The sequence below is a fragment of the Streptomyces sp. Root431 genome (genome assembly GCF_001426585.1).
GTDB lineage: Bacteria > Actinomycetota > Actinomycetes > Streptomycetales > Streptomycetaceae > Streptomyces > Streptomyces stackebrandtii.
Window position 1 is genome coordinate 57,164 of the sequence record NZ_LMEI01000006.1, and the last position, 15,692, is coordinate 72,855.

Sequence of the window (15,692 nt, forward strand, 5' to 3'; positions counted from 1 at the left end):
AGTTTCCGATCGTCGCGATCCCGGGCGGCCGTGCAGGAATGCCCGGAGGAATGGGAATTCCGGCCGGTCGACGCCCGGATTTCTCTGCGCGAGCGGTCAGGCGTGGGGGCCGACGGTGATCGTGCCCAGGGTGAGTTCCGCCGTTGCCTCGAGCATCGCGCCCGTGCGCTCCACCTGTTCGCGCAGCGCACGCCGGTGGGCGGCGCCGAGCTTCCCCACCGGCTCCACGGTGAGCGCGATGCGGCGGCCCGAGCGGCGCTGGTGCCAGACCCCGGCGACCGTGCCGTCGACCAGCAGCACCGGATAGTTGCCGGCCTGGCCGCCGGCCAGCGCGCGGGCGGCCGCGGCGCCGGGGAAGAGCAGGTCGCGGGGGCGGGAGGCGACCACGTACGCGTCGAAGTAGGGCAGCAGTCGCACGCCGTGCGCGGGCTCGTCGGGGAAGGCGGTGTCTCCGGCGGCCAGCCAGGCACGGCCGGACCCGAAGGCCACCTCCTCGATGCGCTCCTCGTCGGCGAGGGAGGCGAAGAGCTCGGTGGCCCAGCCGGCCGGCGCCGCGAGCCAGGAGGCGAGATCCTGGGCGGTCGCGGGCCCGTAGGCGCGCAGGTACCGGTCCACGAGGCGGTGCAGCGACGGGGTGGGGGAGGCCGGGGTGCAGCCGGGGTTGGTGTAGGTGACCTTGCGACCCCGGTCGCGGCCGAAGGCCAGCACCCCGTGCTGGGCGGCGGTGTGGGTGGCCTGGCGCCAGCGCGGCCACATGGTCTGGAAGGCGGGCATCACCGGGTCCGCGGCCCACGAGCCGGTGCGCGCGACGATCGCCTCGGTGAGCTCGTCCACGGTCAGTTCGGCGCCGGCCAGCGCGTCGCCGATCGCGGCGATCACCTCGTCCGTCCGGGCGGGCGTCAACCGGGCCTCGGGGAGGAAGGGGCTGGGACGCGCGGGCACGGCGGACAGGGCCCCGGTCCACCACGCAAGGTCCCCGGCGGGCAGCAGATGGATGGTGCCGCGCGGCCCGAAGGTCTTCACCAGCGTGCCGGGCGGCGGCCCCTCGCGCTCCTCCCCGGCCGGCCGCTGCCCGTGGAACAGGGCGTCGCGCACGTCCGCGCGGATCGCGCCGTCCAGGCGCAGCGCGATCGAGAGTTCCGCCGCCGACGCCACCTGCGCGTGGGCGCCGAGCATCTGCCCGGCGATGTCGGCGGGCGAGGAAGCGGCGCTGCCGGCAGGCGCGAGGAGCCCCTGCCGGTCCATCCGCCGGGCGTTCGCGGCGTCCCAGGACACGGGGATCGACGGCATGTCCTCACGCTACGGCCCGCAGGCGCGTGCGGGCTCGCCGGCGCGTGCGGGCCCAGGGAGGGACGGGTTACGCGTCGCCGACGGTGAAGAGGTCTTCGTGTACGTCGTCGAGGACGAATCCGTTGTCCAGACGGACACGGACCGTCACGCGGAGCTGCCGCCCCTGGTGGGCGATCCACTCGGGCTCCAGGGAGCCGATCTGCTCTTCGAGCTGCCTCAGGGTCTCCGGGGGCATCTGGTGACCGAAGTCGTCCAGGAGGGACTTGAGCCGTACGTACTCCCGGGCTCCGTGGCTCTGCCGCACCTCCCGGTCACGGTGGTCGTGCACCCGCTCGACGGTGCCCTCGGTGCCCGAGGCCAGGGACAGGGACCCGCCCACGACGACGTCGTCCATGGCGCCGTCCGTGTCGGCGTCGCTGCCGGTCTCGGTCTCGATATCGGTGTCGGTTTCGGTGTCGGCATCCGTCGGCATCGGGTCGTTCCCGGCCGCGACCAGTGCCCCGGCCAGCCTGAGGTCCCTCGCCAGCTTCACCCGCAGGCCTTCTTCGAGCGTCATCGGTCCTTCGTCTCTTCGGTCGGCGGACAGCGGTCGGTGCCCACGGGTCCCGCCATTATCCGCTCGGGCCCCCACCGGCCCGCATGCCCGCCCCCGGCCCGGGTAGGCGCTCGGCATGTCCGGTCACCCCGCGGACGGACCTCGAGACCAAGGAGCCACCATGCCTCGCGGTTCCAGCCCCAAGCGTGAACGCCAGTACGAGCACATCAAGGAGAGCGCAGAGGAGCGCGGCGAGAGCCCCGGGCGGGCCAAGGAGATCGCGGCACGCACCGTCAACAAGGAACGCGCCCGCGCCGGCGAGTCGAAGACGGCGAGCCGCTCCTCCCTCGACGACATGTCCTCCTCCAGGCGTGGAGGGCTGCGCTCCCACAGCGGTGCCCAGGGCCCGACGAAGGAGCAGCTCTACAACGAGGCCAGGCAGCGCAACATCAAGGGCCGTTCCCGGATGGACAAGGCCGAACTCCAGCGCGCCCTCGGCCGCTGAAGCGTCGGCCGGGTGGCCACGCCCCGTGCAGGAGCGACCAGCGGAGGCGCAGGATGAGCGAGCGCCGCTCACCGGAACGGATCCAGGCCTATGTGCCGGGCGCCGGGGACGAGCACGTCGTCGCCAGGTGCCGGGACTTCACCCGGCACGCACTGGCCAAGTGGGAGTGGCCGCCCCCCGGAGCCGGGGACGACGGCCTCGATCCGGACGCCGAGGACGTCCTGCTCCTGGTGTCCGAACTGGTGGCCAACGCCCGCCTGCACGGCGAGGGTCTCCGCTCGCTGGTGCTCCGGCTGACCGGCGACGGTCTGCGCATCGAGGTGACCGACCGGAGCCCCGCACTCCCGACCCTCCAACGCCCCGCGGATCCCACCCGGCCCGGCGGTCACGGACTGCTCCACCACGGTCACGGACTGCTCATCGTGGACCGGCTGGCGCGGCGCTGGGGTGCGGAGCCGGTGGACGGCGGGAAGTGCGTCTGGCTGGAGGTCGCGGCACCGAGGCGGCTCACCTCGGATAGGGCCGCGGCGCGGAACCTTCCGGGCGCAGACCTGGCGGAGCCTTGAGCGCGCCCGGCTCCGGAGCGTGATCAGGCGGGATTCGCGAGCGTGATCAAGCGGAATCAAGCGGAATCAAGCGTGATCAGGCGGCGGCCTGTCCGTCGTGATCGGGCGGCGGCTCGTCCGTCAGGAGCCCGGTCCGCAGATCCGTCATGATCCGGCACAGCAGCCGGGAGACCTGCATCTGGGAAACGCCCAGCCGGTCGCCGATCTCGGCCTGCGTGAGGTCCTCCCCGAACCGCATCGAGAGGATCAGCCGGTCGCGCTCACCGAGGCCGGCCAGGAGCGGCTTGAGGGACTCCAGGCTCTCGATCAGCTCGTACGCGGGCTCTTCGACCCCCAGCGTGTGCGGCGACGGGTTCCCCTCCGGCTCCTCCCCGGCGGGCCGGTCGAAGGAACCGGCGCTGTACCCGTTGGCGGCCCGGCGCCCCTCGCTCACGGAGTCGTCGTCGACGCCCAGGTGCTCCGCGAGCTCGTGGTCGGTGGGCCCGCGGCCCAGCCGCTGCTCCAGGGTGTCCTGTGCCTTGGCGATGTCGAGCCGCAGCTCCTGGAGCCGCCGCGGCACCTTCACGGCCCACGAGGTGTCCCGGAAGAAGCGCTTCATCTCGCCGGTGATCGTGGGTAGCGCGAAGGTCGCGAACTCGACCCCGCGCTCGACGTCGTACCGGTTGATCGCCTTGATCAGGCCGATTGTCCCCACCTGGACGATGTCCTCCATCGGCTCGCTGCGGTGGCGGAACCGGCGGGCGGCGTACTTCACCAGGCTGAGGTTGAGCTCGACGAGCGTGTTGCGCACGTACGAGTACTCGGCGGTGCCCTCGGTGAGTTCGTTCAGCCGCCGGAACAGCGAGACGGACAGGGTCCGTGCCTCGTCGGTGCCGACTCCGAGCGTGTCCTCGGGGATGTCCAGGACCGCTGTGCGGACGTCCGCGCGGGAGGGCGTATGGACGGGATCCGATGTGTCGCGGGAGAGGGGTGACATGGGAATCCTTCGACGGGGTGGCCCGGCGCCCATGGGGGGCGCCGGTACCGTCGTGGTCTTCTCCCTGGGTATACCCGCCGGAGGGTGCCTCGACGCATCCCTGCGGGGATGGCGCCGAGCGCCGATGGGTGCATCACATTCCGTGGGAGCGCGACCCCGGCGTGTGCTCGCGCAGCAATGCGATGCGATCGACCGCTGTGCGCTGTCGCCCAGGAAATGGACATCCGACGAACCGACGTCAAGCTCGGAAGGTGCTCTCCGGAACAGGCGTGAAGAAGGGCTCCGGTACCAGGGCCGCGATCGAGAAGGGCTCGAACTGCGGATCGGCCACCACGCGGTAGATGAACTCGGATGTGGACATGTCGACCTGACGCCACTCCCGGTACCCGCGCCCGCGCGTCACGATGGGCCACTTGTCCGGCTCCCCGCCATCCGCCAGCCAGTAGTACTCGCCTTCGGCCTGACTGAACCCCCAGGGGATGAGCCCCACCTGGCCGGGCCGGTAGATCCGGTACGGCGCGTACAGCGGATCCTCCCCCTCGGCCGGAGCGTCGGCGTCGAGGCTCTGCCAGGTGGTGGAGAGGTCGAAGGCCCCTCCGGGTGCGACGGAAAGGATCTGGAGGAACTCCGAGAAGAGACCCGTCCCGAAGGTGGCGGCGAGGCGCTTGTAATCCTCGGGCAGGGTCAGGCCGAGACGCTCCTCGGTCTCACCCCACGGCATGTCCGCATGGCGGGGCTCCCCATGAGTGACTTCCACCAGTCGATCGATCCACATTCCGAACCTCACTCAAGACATGTGCAGAGAAGAAATCGGACGGGGCGGAGCCGGAACAGCTCTCCGCCCCGTCCGGTCATACCGTTAAGGCGCGTTGCTATGGGGAAGGTTCCCCCGCGACCGTCTGACCGTCCTCGCCGTCCGCGCTCGCGTCAAGCGGAAGCGGGGGAGGAACGACGTCCCCCCGGCATACTGCCGGGCCGGAGGACTCGAAGGGGGAACCCATGGGGGAGCAGTGGATCGCACTCGTCGTCGCCGTCGTGGGCGTCGTGGGCACTCTCGGGGCCGCGCTGCTCACCCAGTCGCGCGCCGACCGGTCGAAGCGGCTGGAGCTCAGGGCGGCCACGGAGCAGCAGCGGGTGGAGCGGCTGCATGCCGACGCCGTGCGGGTCGCCGAGCAGGCAGAGCAGCGAGTGCGGGAGCGGATCGAGTTACGGCGCGGCTGCTACATCACGCTCAACACCGCCGCCCGGCACTACCTGACGGCCCAGGTGAACCTCTCGTACGCGCTGCGCGGACAAGGTGACGTCCAGTCCTGCCTCCAAGAGCTGGAGGAGCGGCGCATCACCTTCAGGGCCGCCTACGCCGAGGCGCAGATGATCGTCCCCGACGCGGTGCTGACCGAAGTCGGCCGAGCGAACCGATGGCTCAACAGCGGTTACGGGACGCTCAAGCGGCTCATAGCGGCGGGCGGCGACCCCGCCGCGCAGAGCGAACTCGCCTCCTTCGGCGAGTTCGTCGACGGCGGCTGGGCCCTGTTGACCGTCATGCGGGGCGCGATGCGGCAAGACCTTGCCATCGACGACGACGAAGATGAGACCGAGGATGATGCAGACGAGGCCGAGGACGACGGCGAGGGCGTGAGGCAGGGCGAGGCCGTCGGAGAGGGCTAGGGCGTTTCCTTCGGATCTTCTGATCGGATCGCGCTGAGTAGAGCCGCGTGGACGATCATTGAGACGTGAGCACGGATTATTGGGTGGTCCTCGGGGACTCCGAGCGGGATCAGTGGCGGTACGTCCCTTCCCAGGTCATTGGCCCCCTGGATTTTGGAATGAGTCGGGAGGACGCCGTCGCCGCCATGGTGGGGCAGGGCTTCACTGCAGAGCAGCACAACATGGGGGGTTGGCAATCGACGGGCCGTACGCAGTGGCGGGTCGAGTTTTCCAAGCCACAGCCGCAGGCTTGGAGAAGTCGACCAGCGGTGAAGTGTTACTTCGTTGAAGAGGTGGGGTTGACGTGCGTGCTGGTGGATGGTCGGTTCGGCCCGCAGGTCACCCACGAGGGAATTCGTCTGATCGGCCGGATTCCATCGGAGCTCTTGGGGGAGATGGAGTCCTACGCCGACCGGCACGACGTGGGGCTCCGGTCCACCGGAGGAGGGGAACTGATCGTCGACGGATTCGAGATCGACCTGGGGGCACAGCGTGCCGGCGATGCCGTGGTGACCTGGGCGCTCTTCTGTAATCCCGGGGAGATTGCGTACACGTCCTGGGACGTCGCTCCCGCAGAAGTCTGGCATCACTGGTAGGGCGCTAGATTCAGTCTGACCAGCCGTTCTGCTCACCGCATCGACCAGATGAAAATGCCTGCGATGTGGAGGGCGGCGAGGTAGGTGGTGGCGGTCTCGTCGTAGCGGGTGGCCAGGCCACGCCACTGCTTGAGCTTGTTGATGCATCGCTCGACGGTGTTGCGCTGCTTGTAGGCCTCGCGGTCGAAGGTCGGCGCCTTTCCACGACCCGAAGTGCTCGGGCAGGTCCATCCACGGTGTCCCGGTGCGGTACTTGAACGCGATCGCGTCGATCACCTGCCGGTGATCACGCCACCGCCCACCCCGCCGAGGTGTCCGGTCCGGAAGCAACGGCTCGATCCTCGCCCACTGGACGTCAGTCAACGACACACATCGACCAACGCCCTGGTGGGTCACCAATCCAGTGAAACTGGGTGTGCCCAGCGCAGGGAGGTGCCCAGCGCCGTGCCGCTGGGGCCGACACCTTCCAGCCGACTCAGAAACTCTTACATTCCCCGCGCAAGTCGCCCGGACAGATATGGCTGCCGTAAAGCAGCACCCTCTCGGGCTGACCGCTCGGAAAGATGGTCACCTCGTAGCTCTCCTGTGACATGCTGCCCAAGGTCATACGGACCCGGTCGGACGACGTCCACATCGCGTCCCGGAGTCCGTCCTCCTCGCCCATGAAGCAGCCGACCTTCCAACGGCGTTCCCCGAGCAGGCCGTCCTGGTGGACGTAGAGGCAGCGCGCAGGGTCGAAGTCGTTGTACTGCACCAGTACCAGCCTGCGGTCGCTGTGGCCCGGCGCCACCTGTGTCTTCACCTCCCGGTCGTCAGGGTCGAGCAGGCCGAAGGTTCCGGCGATCCAGGTCAACGGGACGCCCAGGAGCAGCAGGAGGGTCGCCAGTGTCGCTCGCAGTGGGGACTTCACCAGACCACGCAGGGCTGCTGCGGCCAGGAGGATCAGAATCACGCCGACCAGTAGGAGCGCCTGCTCACGAGGCCAGATCAACAGCATCAGGCCACCCTGGCCTCCCGTCGCTGCACCGGCCAGCGCTGTGGTGCCGAGAAGGAACGCCAGCGTCAGCATCAGGAAGACTGACCGTCTTCGTTCGCGTATGAAGCTCATGATCCCCCGAGCGATGTGGATCACGCAGCCTAAGGGAGAACGCGAGGTAGAGGCCGGAGCTTGCCTGCGGAACGGGCCGCGAACCCTCCACCCTGTCCCGCAATGTGCTCACGGTCATCTGGAGCGGAGCCAACCTGGACCGACCAGAAGCGGCACCGCGCGAGGGCCATCCGGACGCTCACTCCTGCGGCGTCTCCTTGCCGGACTCCACCTCCCCGCCATCTCCATTTGATTGGCGAGGTGATCCGAAGGGAAACGCCCTCAGGGCTGTCCCGCAAGTGCTGCCGTGTCGTGACCTGAGACCGGCTCGATAGGGTCAGGACCACGGCCGACGGAAGAGGATCGTTCGATGGCGACCTACGACCAGCTGACCGAGTGGGCCGGTCTGGGGCATGTCACGCGAGCCGGACGGGACGTTGTGGCGGGCTGGTAGATCCCGGGCTTCATGAAGGCACAGCTCGTCGAGGTGGGCGTCCCGGTAGCTCCGCGCCTCATCGAACGAGTCGTGATGCAGAGCGAGGCTGATCCGGTCCTGCTCACGTCCCGGGGCCCGCTCTACCGTCTCACCGAGCAGGCGGACCCCGATGATCAGGCCGAGCGGTCATCGTTCGGCGTCGAGCCGGAGACTGGAACGGTCTACTTCGTCATGCCGGATGGGGAGGCATGGTTCGCCAACTCGGGTGTCGGCGTGTGGCTCAACGTCCTGCACCAATACGGCAGCTGCGTAACCGCCTCAGAGCTTCTCAGCGAGCCGGACGGCCCCGAGGAGTACCCCTCTGAAGGGGAGGAAGAGCGGGCCTTCGCCGAGCTGAACCGGCTTGCCGAGGAGCTGAAGGAGATCGACCCGGCAGCCTTCAACGGCTACGAGGGGTTTCTCTGGCCAGGGTTCCTGGACCGCTGGCTCTACTGAGCTGGGCCGGCAGATCCAGGGCCCGCAGGTCCGGACCCGTGCGGGAGGAAGGATTGCCCGTGGTTTGCAGGGGCCGTCCGTGGAGTCTTCGGCTGGAAGACCGGGTGTTGCTGGTGTCCGCGTACTGGCGGACAAACCTGACCTTGCGGCAGCTGGCCCCCTTGTTCGGGATCTCGAAGTCTGCCGCGGGCCGGATCGTGAGCCAGCTCGGCCCCTTGCTCGCGCTGCGGCCGCAGAGCCGCTTCCGCAGTGACACGGTGCTGATCGTGGACGGCACCCTGGTGCCGACGCGGGACCACAGCGTGGCGGAGCAGTCCAAGAACTACCGTTACTCGACCAACCACCAGGTCGTCATCGATGCCGTCTCACGCCTTGTCGTCTCCGTCGGCCGGCCTGTGCCGGGCAACCGCAATGACTGCAAGGCATGGGAATTGTCCGGAGCCAAGAGCTCGGTGGGCAACACCACCGTGATCGCCGACGGTGGCTACCGCGGCACTGGTCTGATCATCCCGCACCGCCGAGAACCTGGCCAGACCGAGCTACGGGCCTGGAAGGAAGCCCACAACACCTCCCACCGCAAGGTCCGCGCCCGAGTTGAGCACACCTTCGCCCGCATGAAGACCTGGAAGATCCTCCGCGACTGCCGCCTGAAAGGCGACGGCGTCCACCACGCCATGTTTGGTATCGCCAGCCTCTACAACCTCGCCCTGACCGGATAGTGGAACTATGCCGACGGCTGATGAGGAGCACGTCTGAGATCACTTGCGGGACAGCCCTTAGGCCGTCTCTTTCGGATCACGTGGGTGGTCTTACCTCACGGCCGGTGGTGTGCCGGTACGCCTGACGCTCGGAAGCTCGAGCGTCAGGTGCGCTTCCGGGGCGTTTCGACCCGGATCTTCAACGGCTCGAGCCGCGAGTTGACGTAGTCGCGGCCCTCCGGGCTGTTGAGTTCCAGCGAGTCCTCCGCGGAGGGCTTGAGCAGGTCGGGCCCGTCCTCGTCCTCGTACAGGACGTACGCGTCGGCCGTATGCGGGCCGAAGTCCTGGCGGGACGGCCAGCGGAAGCCTGTCGCCCAGGATGCCTGGCTCCGAATCCACGAGCCCCAGCGGCGTGTGCGCGCGTAGTGCCGGGCCGAGGACGTGACCAGCCAGTGGTCCTGGTGCACGGCGGTGAGGCCCTCCGCCCGTGTGAGGTCGATCAGCGGCAGGTCCGCCGCCACGATCACCTTCGACAGGAGGGTGCCCCGGATCTTGCGCTGGGTGATGCGTCGCCGTCCGTTGTCCGGCATCTCCAGGTCCCGTGCGAGGGTTTCGCACAGTGCCGTCAGCGGCGACCTCGCCGCGTACAGGTAGGGCACCTTGTCGCTTCTCAGCCCGTCCGGGATGTCGCAGAAACGGCCGCCGCCCCAGTGGAGATCCGCCGGAACCGCCTTGAACTGCGTGGCGCCCCACTGGGCGTTGTGGACGCGCCACAGTTCGGTGCCGGCCGGCAGGACGTACCGCAGCGGCGACAAGCGGACGGTGGACCGGGGGATCATCTGGTCGGGCACGTGCTCACCAATCCGGGGTCTCGGCCTGCGCCGCGGCCAGCAGGGCACCGTCCGCCCCGGTCCCGAGCAGCGTCGCGGGCGCGGCGTCGAGCCACACGTTGGACCCCAGCCACCAGTCGGCGGCGCCCCAGGGGTCGACATCGGCGGACAGGAGTCGATTGATCTCGGTCACCACCGGGTACGGCGCCCCCGACTCCCTGTCGAGCTGGAAGGACGGCACCCGCTCCACGTCGTCCTGGTAGGTCAGCGCGATGAGGTCCCGCGCCTGATCCGGCGTGAGCCCGAGTTCCGTCGAGGGAACGGCGGGCGAGGCGAGCAGCCACGCGTCGTCGGCATCCGGGCGGTACGGGCTGTCATCACGTGACGTGGCCGGGGGCGCGGACGGGAACGCGGTCGGGGACGTGTCCGGTGCCGGTGCGTCCGGGTGCGCGGCCACCGCAGCGGGCGTCTCGCCGGACAGTGCGTCGGCGCGCAGCGCACGCAGCATCGGGAGCAGCGTGGCGTCCGGGGGTGGTCCGTCCGCCGTCGGGCGGAAGCGGACGCCGGTCGGTGTGAGGGCGACCCGGGCCGGATGGTCCGGCGGCGTGAACGGCTTGATCAGTTCGCGGAGATCGCGGGCCGCGGCCACGGGATCGTTCTCCGCGTCCTCCAGGATCTCGGCCAGTTCCTCCCGAGCGGCCGGGTCGAGCAGCGCGTACAGCTCTGCCCAGTACCGCTGGATGGCCTCGACGGCCACCGCGAGGAACGCCGAGCCGCCCTGCGAGTCGAAGGCCACCGCCGCCACCCCCTCCGGACTCCCGACGCCATCGTCCTGACCGTACTCACCGTCGTCGTCACCGTAACAGCCCCCGGGGTGACCGGGGTTGTGATCACCGGAGATCCGATGACCGGCTCCGCCCGCGCGTCCCGTGCGGCATCATGGGCGTCCGAATTCACACGCGGTCCCCGGGGGAGGGTCCATGAGCAACTCCGCCGCATATCGATGGACGTACGTGGACGTGGAGGCCGAGCGGCGCCGCGAACTGCGTGCCCAACTCGCCCGCGAGACCGCCCGGTCACGCGATCTCCACGCCCAGGCGAAGGCCCTGCGCCGCGTCCACCGGACCGCCCGCGTCGACGTGCCCGTCGTGACCGCGAACTCCCAGGGGGGCTCGGCCGAACTGGCCAGGGCCCTGGAGTCCGCCCGGCGGAACAACGACCGGGCCGAGACCGAGCTGAGCCGGGCCGCCGCCCGCGTCTGGTCCGCACCGCCCGAGGAGGCCGAGCACGCCGGTCCCGCGCCGACCCGGCCCACCGGGCCGTCGGCCGCTGACATCGCCGCCGACAAGGCGCGCAGGGCTTCGGCGGTGCGGGAGGCGGCGCTCGCGGAGGCCGAGGCGCTCCTCGAACGGGACGGCTCCGCCTGTGACCCCGCCGACCTGCCGGTCTTCGCGCGTCGAATGGAGGCCCTGCGACAGGCCGGGACCGCCGAGACGGCGCGCACCCTCCTGACGGACCTGGGCGTCCTCGTCCACCGCTCGGCCGTGCGGCGACGGAAGGCCGCACGCGCCGCCGAGCTGCGGGCCACCCTGCTCGAACACCTTGAGGACGCCTCGCCCGAGGACCGGCGCCGCCTCACGCCGCTCGTGACCGACGCACCCGAACCCTCCGACCTCGCGGACGACGTGGCGCGTGCCGTGACACGCGAGACCGCCGCCCGGAACCGCACCACCGTCGCCGACACCCTCATGGAAGTGCTCCGCGAACGGGACTACGCCGTGGGCGACGACTTCGCCGATCTCCTCGCCGAGGACGGCAGCGTCGTCGTGCCCTTCGGCCCCTCGGGCACGACCGAGGGAGACCCGACGGAGGACGGTTCCGACCCCGGGCAGGAGGGGGTCGGCATGCCCGACGGGACCGGCATGCCCGAGGGGTACGGGCTGCGCATCACGCTCGCCGCCGACCGGACCGGCCTGACCACCGCTCTGGTGCGAGCCCCGGCGGCCGGATCGGACGGTGGCGCGGAGGCCTGGGTGGAGACCGATGCGGAGGCCGGAGCCGAGACCGACGCGGAAGCCGACGCCAGGATCCAGCGCTGGTTCTGCGACGAACAGTTACCGAAACTGGAGGACGCGATCCGCGGCAAGGGCGTCGCACTGGACCGCACCGCCGTTCTGCCGCCCGGCGTCCGGCCCACCGCCGAGGCGCCGGACGCGCCCTGGCCGGACCGGGCCGACGACGCACCCGGGAAGGGGCGGCACCAGGACCGCTCCGCGCCCAAGCCCAAGGCCAAGGTCAAGCCCAGGAAGTCCTCCACCTCCACGTGGTCCACCCGAAACCAGGAGCGGCAGCGTGGCCGTTGACGACAGCGTGACGACCGACGGCGCGGCGCCGGACGGCGCGGACCCGCTCCGCAAGGCCGCCGCGCCGCCCCGGCAGCCCGCCGCGCCCCTCGCCCCGGCGTGGATCCGTGAGCTGGACATGGCGCTCGCCGTCTACCCGCAGGTCCTGCTCACCGGCAACGTCCGCGACCGGTTCCTCCTGCCCGAGGACGGCGAGCGGGGCGTCGCCGCGCCGGAGCCGGACCGGCCGCTCACGCCGTACAGCCTGGAGGAGGTCATCGAGTCCGTCTGCCGCGCGCGGGGCTACGGCGCCCTGGCCCGGCAGGACAACGTGATCGACCGGGTGGTCGCCTGGCGGCTGACCCCCGAGCTGTTCGCCTTCCCGCCCGCGCTGCGCCGCATGGCGGAGGAGGACGCCCGCGCCGAACAGGAGGGGGACGGGAGCGACCCGGACGAGGAGGACGACGTCGAGGCCGGTACGGCCCGGCTGCGCGAGATCATCATCGGCGCCGTCCGGCACCGCGGCCCCGCCATCGGCCTGATCGTGCCCTACACCGACCGGCTGGGCTCCTCGCGGGGACCCGTCGCGGGCCAGGCCGCGCGACTCCTCGCCACGGTGGAGGAGTTGGGGCACACGGCGCGCCCCGTCGCCGGCACCGGCGGTGGCATCACGCCGTACAACACGATCTTCTGGATCGTGGAGAAGCAGGAGGACCTGCCGCTCGAATTCGCCATCGGAAGCCGGGCGTTGCGGGTGATCTCCGTGCCCGAGCCGCCGCACGACCAGCGCCACGCGGCCGGCCGGTACGTGGTGGACACGCTCGCCCGACACCAGGCCCGGGAGAGCGGGGAGCAGGTGCCGGAGGAGGCGCGCGGCCGATCGGCCGAGGCCCTCGCCAAGTCCTCGTACGGCCTCGGGGTCGGCGAGATCCTCGCGGTGGGACGCATGGCGGCCGACCGGCAGCTGCCGCTGGGGCGCCTCGACGAGGCCGCCCGGCTCTACCGTGTCGGTGTGCTCGACAACCCGTGGGCCACCCGGGCCGTCCGAGAGAACATCCTCCACGGCGAGGCGTATCTCAACGCCCACGTCATCGGCCAGCCGCACGCCGTCCGCCGCACGGTCGAGATCTTCATGCGCTCGGCGGCCGGCCTCACGGGTGCGCAGTCCGCCAGCTCGCCGAGCCGGCCGCGCGGCACCCTCTTCCTCTCCGGGCCGACCGGGGTCGGGAAGACCGAACTGGCCAAGGGCGTCGCGAAGATGATCCTGGGCGACGACGCCCGCCCGATCCGCTTCGACATGAGCGAGTTCGCCGAGGAGCACGCCCGCGACCGGCTCATCGGGGCTCCGCCCGGCTTCGTCGGGCACAGTGCGGGAGGCGAACTGACCAACGCCGTACGGGCGCACCCGATGAGCGTCCTGCTCTTCGACGAGATCGACAAGGCGCACCCACGACTCTTCGACCTGTTCCTGCAGATCCTGGAGGACGGCCGGCTCACCGACGGGCAGGGTGCCACGGTCCACTTCACCGAATGCGTACTGATCTTCACCTCCAACCTGGGCATCTCGGCGCAGGTCAGGCGGTCGGCCGCCCGGCGCGGGGCCGAGGACGCCGAACCGGCCGGCGAAGGCGAGGGAGGCGCGGGCGGCCCGGACGACGGGGCAGGCGGTGACGGCGGGAGTGGCGGGGGCGGCGAGGACGCCCGGGAGCGTGCGGCGCGCGAACGGGCGCGACAGCAGCCCCGGCTGACCCGACACGACAAGCCGGAGGTGGTGCGGGAGGCGCTCCGCTCGGCCTTCGACACCTTCTTCAACGAGCACATCGGCCGGCCCGAGCTCCGCAACCGCTTCGGTGACAGCTTCGTCCCGATGGACTTCATCCAGCCCGTGTCCGTGCCGCTCATCCTCAACAAGTCACTGGACTCCGTCGCCGGCCGGGTCCGCGAGGTGCACGACGCCGAACTGACCATCTCCGACGAGGCGTGGGAGGTCCTGCGCGTGGAGGCCGCGGGGCGGCTCGACCACGGCGGCCGAGGCGTGGTCACCGCCGTGGAGTCGGCCCTGGTCAACCCCCTGTCGCGCGAGCTGTTCCACCAGCCGCCCCGCGCCGGCGAGCACATCGAGGTCGAGGCGGTGGAAGGCGAGGGCGACGCGTACGCACTCACGATGCGGCGGTGGATGTGACCGGGGAAACGGGGCGGCCCGCGGGGCGGACCCTGCGCATCGCCGACCTGCTCGGGCCCGTCACCGCCTTGGGGCCCGGGCGACGGCTCGGCTTATGGGTCCAGGGGTGCCCGCTCGCCTGCCCCGGCTGCATGTCCCGGCACACCTGGGATCCCCGGGGCGGTCGGGAGATTCCGGTCGAGCGGCTCGCCGACGCCTGGCGCCGCGCCCTCGCCGACGGCTACGACGGGCTGACCGTCAGCGGCGGCGAACCCCTGGAACAACCCGCCGCGCTCGCGGAGCTCCTAGCCGCGGCGGACCGGGAGCGGCGCGCCGCCGACCGCACCGACGCCGACCTCCTCGTGTACACAGGTCGCGACGAGGACGAGATCGCCGCCTCGCCGGAGGCCCGGGCGGCGCTGGAGCTCGCCGACGCCGTCATCACCGGGCGGTACCGCGCGGGCGAACCCACCCGGCTCGTCTGGCGCGGATCGGCCAACCAGCGCCTCGTTCCCCTCACTCCGTTGGGGCGGCGCCGATACGCGGCCCATCTGCGGCGGGAGGCCGACCGCCCGGAGCTCCAGGTGCGGGTGACGGATACGGAGATCCAGGTCATCGGCGTGCCGCAGCCGGGCGAACTAGCATCACTGGAGCGGGAGTTGGCGTCCCGCGGAGTGACCTTTCGGGAGAACACATGGCGTCCTTGACGCGCTACCGCTGCCCGGTGACACCGGACGACTGCCCCACGTCGGCGAGCCGGGGCTTCTGCGCCGTCCACGAGTGGGACCAGCTCGTACCCGAACGTGTCCTCATCTCGGAGGAGTTGAACGGGTCCGGAGAGTCGGGAAGGTCGGACGGGGCTCCGGAACGGGGAGCCGACGGCGGGGGCGAGGACGCGAGCGGGCAACGTCAGGAAGGCGCCGGCTCCAGAGCGGGGACCGCGCACGAGCGCGCGGCAGAGGGCGAGGCCGAACGCCCCCGGCGTCCGTCCGGGACCCGGCCGCCACGCCCCGAACCCACCCGCCCTCCGATCGTCCGCCCCACGCCCGTTCGCGACTCGACCGTCCGGCTTGCCCTGGTCCTCGCCGGCGTGCTCGTGCCGCTGCGCGGCGAGGGCGAGGCGCCCACCCGGCTGGGCAGGGACGCCCCCGACTGCGCGCACGTGACCGGCCTCGACCTGCTCGACCAGATCTCGCGCGAACACGCCGAGTTCTTCTGGGAGTCTGGGCAGTTGTACGTCCGCGACACCTGCTCCAGCAACGGCACCTTCGTCGACGGCGAGCGCATCGAGGGCCGCGCCTCGGTCTGGCCGGGCAGCCACGAGGTCCGGCTCGCCCAGGACGTCGACCTGGTCATCGTGGAGATCGACGAGTTCGGCGCTCCGCGCTAGGGCGCCCGACGCCCAAACGCGCACGCCCCCACGCACGCACCGGCATCGACCACCGCCCGCACGCCCGTCCGCCCGTCC

16 protein-coding genes and 3 pseudogenes are annotated in these 15,692 nt (G+C 71.1%); 10 read left to right on the top strand and 9 right to left on the bottom strand.

From position 1 onward, the window contains the following. Positions 1–96: 96 nt before the first annotated feature. Both ASC82_RS04750 and ASC82_RS04755 read right to left on the bottom strand, forming a co-directional pair. On the bottom strand, positions 97–1,290 hold the full coding sequence (locus ASC82_RS04750; protein WP_056641984.1) for a winged helix DNA-binding domain-containing protein: 1,194 nt from the start codon (positions 1,288–1,290) through the stop codon (positions 97–99). Between the two features lie 67 nt (positions 1,291–1,357). Then, complete coding sequence (locus ASC82_RS04755; protein WP_056641990.1) at positions 1,358–1,846, bottom strand: hypothetical protein; 489 nt, start codon at positions 1,844–1,846, stop codon at positions 1,358–1,360. A 160-nt stretch (positions 1,847–2,006) separates the two neighbouring features. Here ASC82_RS04755 and ASC82_RS04760 point away from each other — a divergent pair, with 160 nt between their 5' ends. Together ASC82_RS04760 and ASC82_RS04765 are read left to right on the top strand one after the other, a co-directional pair. After that, complete coding sequence (locus ASC82_RS04760; protein WP_056641996.1) at positions 2,007–2,330, top strand: hypothetical protein; 324 nt, start codon at positions 2,007–2,009, stop codon at positions 2,328–2,330. A gap of 53 nt (positions 2,331–2,383) precedes the next feature. After that, positions 2,384–2,896: an ATP-binding protein gene (locus tag ASC82_RS04765; protein WP_056642001.1), complete on the top strand. Its 513-nt coding sequence runs from the start codon at positions 2,384–2,386 to the stop codon at positions 2,894–2,896. A 76-nt stretch (positions 2,897–2,972) separates the two neighbouring features. Here ASC82_RS04765 and ASC82_RS04770 read toward each other — a convergent pair whose 3' ends face one another. Both ASC82_RS04770 and ASC82_RS04775 read right to left on the bottom strand, forming a co-directional pair. Beyond that, positions 2,973–3,872 carry a SigB/SigF/SigG family RNA polymerase sigma factor gene (locus ASC82_RS04770; RefSeq protein WP_056642004.1) on the bottom strand — a complete coding sequence of 300 codons (900 nt, stop codon included), beginning with the start codon at positions 3,870–3,872 and terminating at the stop codon, positions 2,973–2,975. Between the two features lie 238 nt (positions 3,873–4,110). Next, positions 4,111–4,593 carry an SMI1/KNR4 family protein gene (locus ASC82_RS04775; protein WP_157863435.1) on the bottom strand — a complete coding sequence of 161 codons (483 nt, stop codon included), beginning with the start codon at positions 4,591–4,593 and terminating at the stop codon, positions 4,111–4,113. Positions 4,594–4,871: 278 nt separating this feature from the next. On the opposite strand from ASC82_RS04775, the gene ASC82_RS04780 reads away from it, so the two are divergent. Together ASC82_RS04780 and ASC82_RS04785 are read left to right on the top strand one after the other, a co-directional pair. Next, positions 4,872–5,540 (top strand): hypothetical protein, encoded by a 669-nt coding sequence (locus ASC82_RS04780; RefSeq protein WP_199862463.1) that lies wholly within the window; start codon positions 4,872–4,874, stop codon positions 5,538–5,540. Between the two features lie 65 nt (positions 5,541–5,605). Next, positions 5,606–6,175, top strand: a complete 570-nt coding sequence (locus tag ASC82_RS04785; RefSeq protein WP_242427603.1) for a hypothetical protein — start codon at positions 5,606–5,608, stop codon at positions 6,173–6,175. 32 nt (positions 6,176–6,207) lie between these two features. On the opposite strand, the pseudogene ASC82_RS29230 reads toward ASC82_RS04785, so the two are convergent. From ASC82_RS29230 to ASC82_RS04790, 3 genes and pseudogenes are all read right to left on the bottom strand, one after another. After that, positions 6,208–6,360 (bottom strand): annotated as a pseudogene (locus ASC82_RS29230) (IS5/IS1182 family transposase); the annotation flags it as partial. 28 nt (positions 6,361–6,388) lie between these two features. Next, positions 6,389–6,571, bottom strand: a pseudogene (locus ASC82_RS30920) (transposase); the annotation flags it as partial. A 79-nt stretch (positions 6,572–6,650) separates the two neighbouring features. Further along, complete coding sequence (locus tag ASC82_RS04790; protein WP_157863436.1) at positions 6,651–7,307, bottom strand: hypothetical protein; 657 nt, start codon at positions 7,305–7,307, stop codon at positions 6,651–6,653. Between the two features lie 421 nt (positions 7,308–7,728). Here ASC82_RS04790 and ASC82_RS29240 point away from each other — a divergent pair, with 421 nt between their 5' ends. Together ASC82_RS29240 and ASC82_RS04800 are read left to right on the top strand one after the other, a co-directional pair. Then, the gene (locus ASC82_RS29240; protein ID WP_242427553.1) at positions 7,729–8,193 is read left to right on the top strand and encodes an SUKH-4 family immunity protein; all 465 of its coding nucleotides are present in this window, start codon (positions 7,729–7,731) and stop codon (positions 8,191–8,193) included. Between the two features lie 68 nt (positions 8,194–8,261). Continuing rightward, positions 8,262–8,912, top strand: a pseudogene (locus tag ASC82_RS04800) (transposase); the annotation flags it as partial. 143 nt (positions 8,913–9,055) lie between these two features. Here the strand turns inward: ASC82_RS04800 and ASC82_RS04805 are convergent. Continuing rightward, on the bottom strand, positions 9,056–9,742 hold the full coding sequence (locus ASC82_RS04805; RefSeq protein WP_056642014.1) for an RES family NAD+ phosphorylase: 687 nt from the start codon (positions 9,740–9,742) through the stop codon (positions 9,056–9,058). Between the two features lie 4 nt (positions 9,743–9,746). After that, positions 9,747–10,517 carry a hypothetical protein gene (locus ASC82_RS30535; protein ID WP_199862464.1) on the bottom strand — a complete coding sequence of 257 codons (771 nt, stop codon included), beginning with the start codon at positions 10,515–10,517 and terminating at the stop codon, positions 9,747–9,749. 184 nt (positions 10,518–10,701) lie between these two features. Here ASC82_RS30535 and ASC82_RS04815 point away from each other — a divergent pair, with 184 nt between their 5' ends. The 4 genes from ASC82_RS04815 to ASC82_RS04830 are packed head-to-tail and all read left to right on the top strand — an operon-like array spanning position 10,702 to position 15,614. Further along, entirely contained in the window at positions 10,702–12,084 is a 1,383-nt protein-coding gene (locus tag ASC82_RS04815) for a hypothetical protein (RefSeq protein ID WP_157863437.1), read from the top strand. Further along, positions 12,074–14,245 (top strand): AAA family ATPase, encoded by a 2,172-nt coding sequence (locus ASC82_RS04820; RefSeq protein ID WP_079039048.1) that lies wholly within the window; start codon positions 12,074–12,076, stop codon positions 14,243–14,245. The genes ASC82_RS04815 and ASC82_RS04820 overlap by 11 nt, the downstream gene beginning before the upstream one ends. Next, a complete protein-coding gene (locus ASC82_RS04825) occupies positions 14,236–14,931 on the top strand; it encodes a 4Fe-4S single cluster domain-containing protein (protein WP_056642022.1) in 696 nt (231 codons plus the stop codon). The genes ASC82_RS04820 and ASC82_RS04825 overlap by 10 nt, the downstream gene beginning before the upstream one ends. Next, positions 14,919–15,614, top strand: a complete 696-nt coding sequence (locus ASC82_RS04830; RefSeq protein ID WP_056642025.1) for an FHA domain-containing protein — start codon at positions 14,919–14,921, stop codon at positions 15,612–15,614. The genes ASC82_RS04825 and ASC82_RS04830 overlap by 13 nt, the downstream gene beginning before the upstream one ends. The last annotated feature ends 78 nt before the right edge of the window (positions 15,615–15,692 follow it).